This window comes from Butyrivibrio sp. CB08 (assembly GCF_003625485.1).
GTDB lineage: Bacteria > Bacillota > Clostridia > Lachnospirales > Lachnospiraceae > Butyrivibrio.
Genome location: NZ_RAIR01000018.1, coordinates 1 through 5,126, shown reverse-complemented (window position 1 = coordinate 5,126; position 5,126 = coordinate 1). Strand labels below are relative to the sequence as shown.

Here is a 5,126-nt window from a genome sequence, read left to right as displayed (position 1 = left end):
TTGGATAAGCCCTCGACCTATTAGTACACATCAGCTGAACATGTTACCATGCTTACACCTTGTGCCTATCTAACCTCGTACTCTCCAAGGGGTCTTACTGCTAAAAGCAGGGATATCTCATCTTGAGGGGGGCTTCACGCTTAGATGCCTTCAGCGTTTATCCCTTCCGGACGTGGCTACCCAGCCTTATGCACCTGGCGGTGCAGCTGATACACCAGCGGTCCGTCCATCCCGGTCCTCTCGTACTAAGGACAGCTCCTCTCAGATATCCTACGCCCGCGCCGGATAGGGACCGAACTGTCTCACGACGTTCTGAACCCAGCTCGCGTACCGCTTTAATGGGCGAACAGCCCAACCCTTGGGACCTGCTACAGCCCCAGGATGCGATGAGCCGACATCGAGGTGCCAAACCACTCCGTCGATGTGAACTCTTGGGAGTGATAAGCCTGTTATCCCCAGGGTAGCTTTTATCCGTTGAGCGATGGCAATCCCACTTTCATACCACCGGATCACTAAGTCCTACTTTCGTATCTGTTCCACCCGTCGGTGTCACAGTCAGGCTCCCTTCTGCCTTTGCACTCTGCGAATGGTTTCCGTCCATTCTGAAGGAACCTTTGAGCGCCTCCGATACCCTTTCGGAGGCGACCGCCCCAGTCAAACTCCCCGGCAGACATTGTCCCCGGACCAGATAATGGTCCTTGGTTAGAAAACCAGCATCATAAGGGTGGTATCCCAACAGCGGCTCCATGACAACTGACGTCATCACTTCATAGCCTCCCACCTATCCTGTACATATAATACCGGCTCCCAGTATCAACCTGGAGTAAAGCTCCATGGGGTCTTTCCGTCCTGGCGCGGGTAACCAGCATCTTCACTGGTACTTCAATTTCACCGGGTGCATTGCCGAGACAGTGCTCAAATCATTACGCCTTTCGTGCGGGTCGGAACTTACCCGACAAGGAATTTCGCTACCTTAGGACCGTTATAGTTACGGCCGCCGTTTACTGGGGCTTAAATTCAAAGCTTCGCTTGCGCTAACCTCTCCTCTTAACCTTCCAGCACCGGGCAGGCGTCAGCCCATATACTTCACCTTTCGGTTTCGCATAGACCTGTGTTTTTGCTAAACAGTTGCTTGAGCCTCTTCTCTGCGGCCCACTTGCGTGGGCTCCCCTTATCCCGAAGTTACGGGGACATTTTGCCGAGTTCCTTAACAATGCTTCTCCCGTCGGCCTTAGGATTCTCTCCTCATCCACCTGTGTCGGTTTACGGTACGGGTTATGCATACGCAATAGTGGCTTTTCTTGGCAGTCACTTGATGTGCTTCACTACTTTAAGTTCGTTCCCCCTTGCGGGACCGGATTTTCCTTTTCCGGCTCACACGCTGTGCCTGCGTCCCCACAGTTCTGATATGCATAAGTGCAGGAATATCAACCTGCTGTCCATCGACTACGCCGTTTGGCCTCGCCTTAGGTCCCGACTTCCCCAGGGCAGATCAGCTTTACCCTGGAATCCTTGGATATTCGGCCTGGAGGATTCTCACCTCCATCTCGCTACTCATTCCGGCATTCTCTCTTCACACTACTCCACCGCTCCTTACGGTACAGTTTCATCGCCAGTGTGAATGCTCCCCTACCGATCATTAGTACCCGTAGATACTAACCATCCCCAGGCTTCGGTGTCGTGTTTCAGCCCCGGTAATTTTCGGCGCAGGACCTCTCGGCTAGTGAGCTATTACGCACTCTTTGAATGTGTGGCTGCTTCTGAGCCAACATCCTAGCTGTCTATGAAATCCCACATCCTTTTCCACTTAACACGCACTTTGGGACCTTAGCCGTGGATCTGGGCTCTTTCCCTTTTGACTACCCAACTTATCTCGTGCAGTCTGACTCCTGTTCTTATCCTTACTGGCATTCGGAGTTTGATAATCTTTGGTAAGCGGTGAAGCCCCCGCGGATATTCAGTGCTCTACCTCCAAAAGGAATGATACAGGGCTAGCCCTAAAGCTATTTCGGGGAGAACCAGCTATCTCCGAGTTCGATTGGAATTTCTCCCCTATCCACAGCTCATCACCACCCTTTTCAACGGATGTGTGTTCGGACCTCCACAGCCTTTTACGGCCGCTTCATCCTGTCCATGGATAGATCACCCGGTTTCGGGTCTATGTGGTGCGACTCTTCGCCCTATTCAGACTTGGTCTCCCTTCGGCTATTTACCTTAAGTACTTAACCTCGCCACATCACATAACTCGCCGGACCGTTCTACAAAAAGTACGCGATCGCTCGCATATGGAGCTTTCGCAGCTTGCAGACACAGGGTTTCAGGTTCTCTTTCACTCCCCTCCCGGGGTCCTTTTCACCTTTCCCTCACGGTACTATTCGCTATCGGTCACTAAGTAGTATTTAGCCTTACGGGGTGGTCCCCGCGCGTTCAGACAAGGTTTCACGTGTCTCGTCCTACTCTGGATACTGCCTCGCTTTGGTCCTTTTCGTATACGGGGGTTTCACCCTCTCTGCCGCCGCTTTCCCATGCGGCTTCTACTAAAGACCTCCATCGATTATGCAGTCCGAACCCCAGGGAGCAAGCTCCCTGGTTTGGGCTCTTCCGCGTTCGCTCGCCGCTACTTACGGAATCACTTTTGTTTTCTCTTCCTCCGGCTACTTAGATGTTTCAGTTCACCGGGTTCCCCCTGCATGACTATGGATTCATCATGCAGTGACTAGGGTCTTCCTAGCCGGGTTGCCCCATTCAGATATCTGCGGGTCAAGGCTTATTTGCAGCTCACCGCAGCTTTTCGCAGCTTATCACGTCTTTCATCGGCTCTTAGTGCCAAGGCATCCGCCCTGCGCCCTATATAGCTTAACCTTCTGAGGATTGCGCAGACGATAATGAAATCAAAATCTGTGTTTACACATGATTTTGCATTTCTTATCGGATGCATAAGACGAAGTCTTTTATCCAGCGAATGCGTAGCATTTGATGGATAACCATGCAATCCGAAGTGTCTGTTTCCTCATTCAAGCAATATAGAAACTGTCCGTTATCTTTCGATAACTTCTTGTTCTCGTCTTTAATTCATATAGCGTTATGTATTAAAGATGTTTGTTTTGTTGTTTCTGGATCTTCGATGTCGATTATAATCGTAGTTTCTGATTAAAATCTTTCATTTCAGTATTCGGTTTTCAAGGTACAATCTTCTGACTGCCTGAGCAGTCATCAATGACCAGAAAGGCTTCTGATCTATGATCAATACTCAGGTGAGTTTGTTTTTTATAAATCCGGCAGCCACCTATCCTCCCATACCGTTGCCAGTATAGTACTTTCGGCCGCTTACGTCTTAACCGTCGTGTTCGGGATGGGAACGGGTGTTACCCATAAGCGCATCGCCACCGGAAATATCCTGATGCCCTTGGCATCTAAACAGTAATACAACTCCCTACTTCATTCCTCTTCCTTAGAAAGGAGGTGATCCAGCCGCAGGTTCTCCTACGGCTACCTTGTTACGACTTCACCCCAGTTATCCGACCTGCCTTCGACGGCTCTCTCCTTACGGTTAAGTCACCGGCTTCGGGCATTTCCGACTCCCATGGTGTGACGGGCGGTGTGTACAAGACCCGGGAACGTATTCACCGCAGCATGCTGATCTGCGATTACTAGCGATTCCAGCTTCGTGCAGGCGGGTTGCAGCCTACAGTCCGAACTGGGTCGTTATTTTTGAGATTTGCTCAGGATCGCTCCGTCGCTTCCCTTTGTTACGACATTGTAGCACGTGTGTGGCCCAGATCATAAGGGGCATGATGATTTGACGTCATCCCCACCTTCCTCCAGGTTATCCCTGGCAGTCTCCATAGAGTTCCCATCTTACTGCTGGCTACTATGGACAAGGGTTGCGCTCGTTGCGGGACTTAACCCAACATCTCACGACACGAGCTGACGACAACCATGCACCACCTGTCTCTACTGTCCCGAAGGCCTACAGGCATTACCCTGTATTCAGTAGGATCTCAAGATCTGGTAAGGTTCTTCGCGTTGCTTCGAATTAAACCACATGCTCCACCGCTTGTGCGGGTCCCCGTCAATTCCTTTGAGTTTCATTCTTGCGAACGTACTCCCCAGGTGGAATACTTACTGCGTTAGCGACGGCACTGAAGACCTATGGTCCCCAACACCTAGTATTCATCGTTTACCGCGTGGACTACCAGGGTATCTAATCCTGTTTGCTCCCCACGCCTTCGAGCCTCAACGTCAGTTGCTGTCCAGTAAGCCGCCTTCGCCACCGATGTTCCTCCTAATATCTACGCATTTCACCGCTACACTAGGAATTCCGCTTACCTCTCCAGTACTCTAGCTTGACAGTTTCCAAAGCAAGCCCACGGTTGAGCCGTGGGGTTTCACTTCAGACTTGCCAGGCCGTCTGCGCTCCCTTTACACCCAGTAAATCCGGATAACGCTTGCCCCCTACGTATTACCGCGGCTGCTGGCACGTAGTTAGCCGGGGCTTCTTAGTCAGGTACCGTCATCTCCCTTGCGGGCCTTTCTTCCCTGCTGATAGAGCTTTACATACCGAAATACTTCTTCACTCACGCGGCGTCGCTGCATCAGAGTTTCCTCCATTGTGCAATATCCCCCACTGCTGCCTCCCGTAGGAGTTTGGGCCGTGTCTCAGTCCCAATGTGGCCGTCCGACCTCTCAGTCCGGCTACAGATCGTCGCCTTGGTAAGCCGTTACCTTACCAACTAGCTAATCTGACGCGGGCCCATCTCATACCACCGGAGTTTTTCACACTGTATCATGCGATACTGTGCGCTTATGCGGTATTATCAGTCGTTTCCAACTGCTATCCCCCAGTATGAGGCAGGTTGCCCACGCGTTACTCACCCGTCCGCCACTAAGATTTAACAAGATTCCGCCGAAGCCTCATCAGCGTTAAATCTCCGTTCGACTTGCATGTGTTAGGCACGCCGCCAGCGTTCATCCTGAGCCAGGATCGAACTCTCACGTTTAAGATTTCAATCTGGCCAGAACTTAAGCTTGGCTTTTCGTTCTGTCCGTTATTACTTTTGGTTTGTTAATTCTGAATAATTCTCTTGGAATTTTTCAGGGTTGCATTACTGTTTATTTGTCAAGGT

General features: G+C 51.0%; 3 rRNA genes. All 3 read right to left on the bottom strand.

The window, feature by feature from the left end:
- Window positions 1-2,862 (bottom strand): 23S ribosomal RNA (locus D6855_RS16530).
- A gap of 411 nt (window positions 2,863-3,273) precedes the next feature.
- Window positions 3,274-3,391: ribosomal RNA gene (rrf, locus tag D6855_RS16525) — 5S ribosomal RNA — on the bottom strand.
- Window positions 3,392-3,455: 64 nt separating this feature from the next.
- A 16S ribosomal RNA gene (locus D6855_RS16520) occupies window positions 3,456-5,000 on the bottom strand.
- The 16S, 23S and 5S rRNA genes sit together here, the layout of an rRNA operon.
- Window positions 5,001-5,126: the final 126 nt, after the last annotated feature.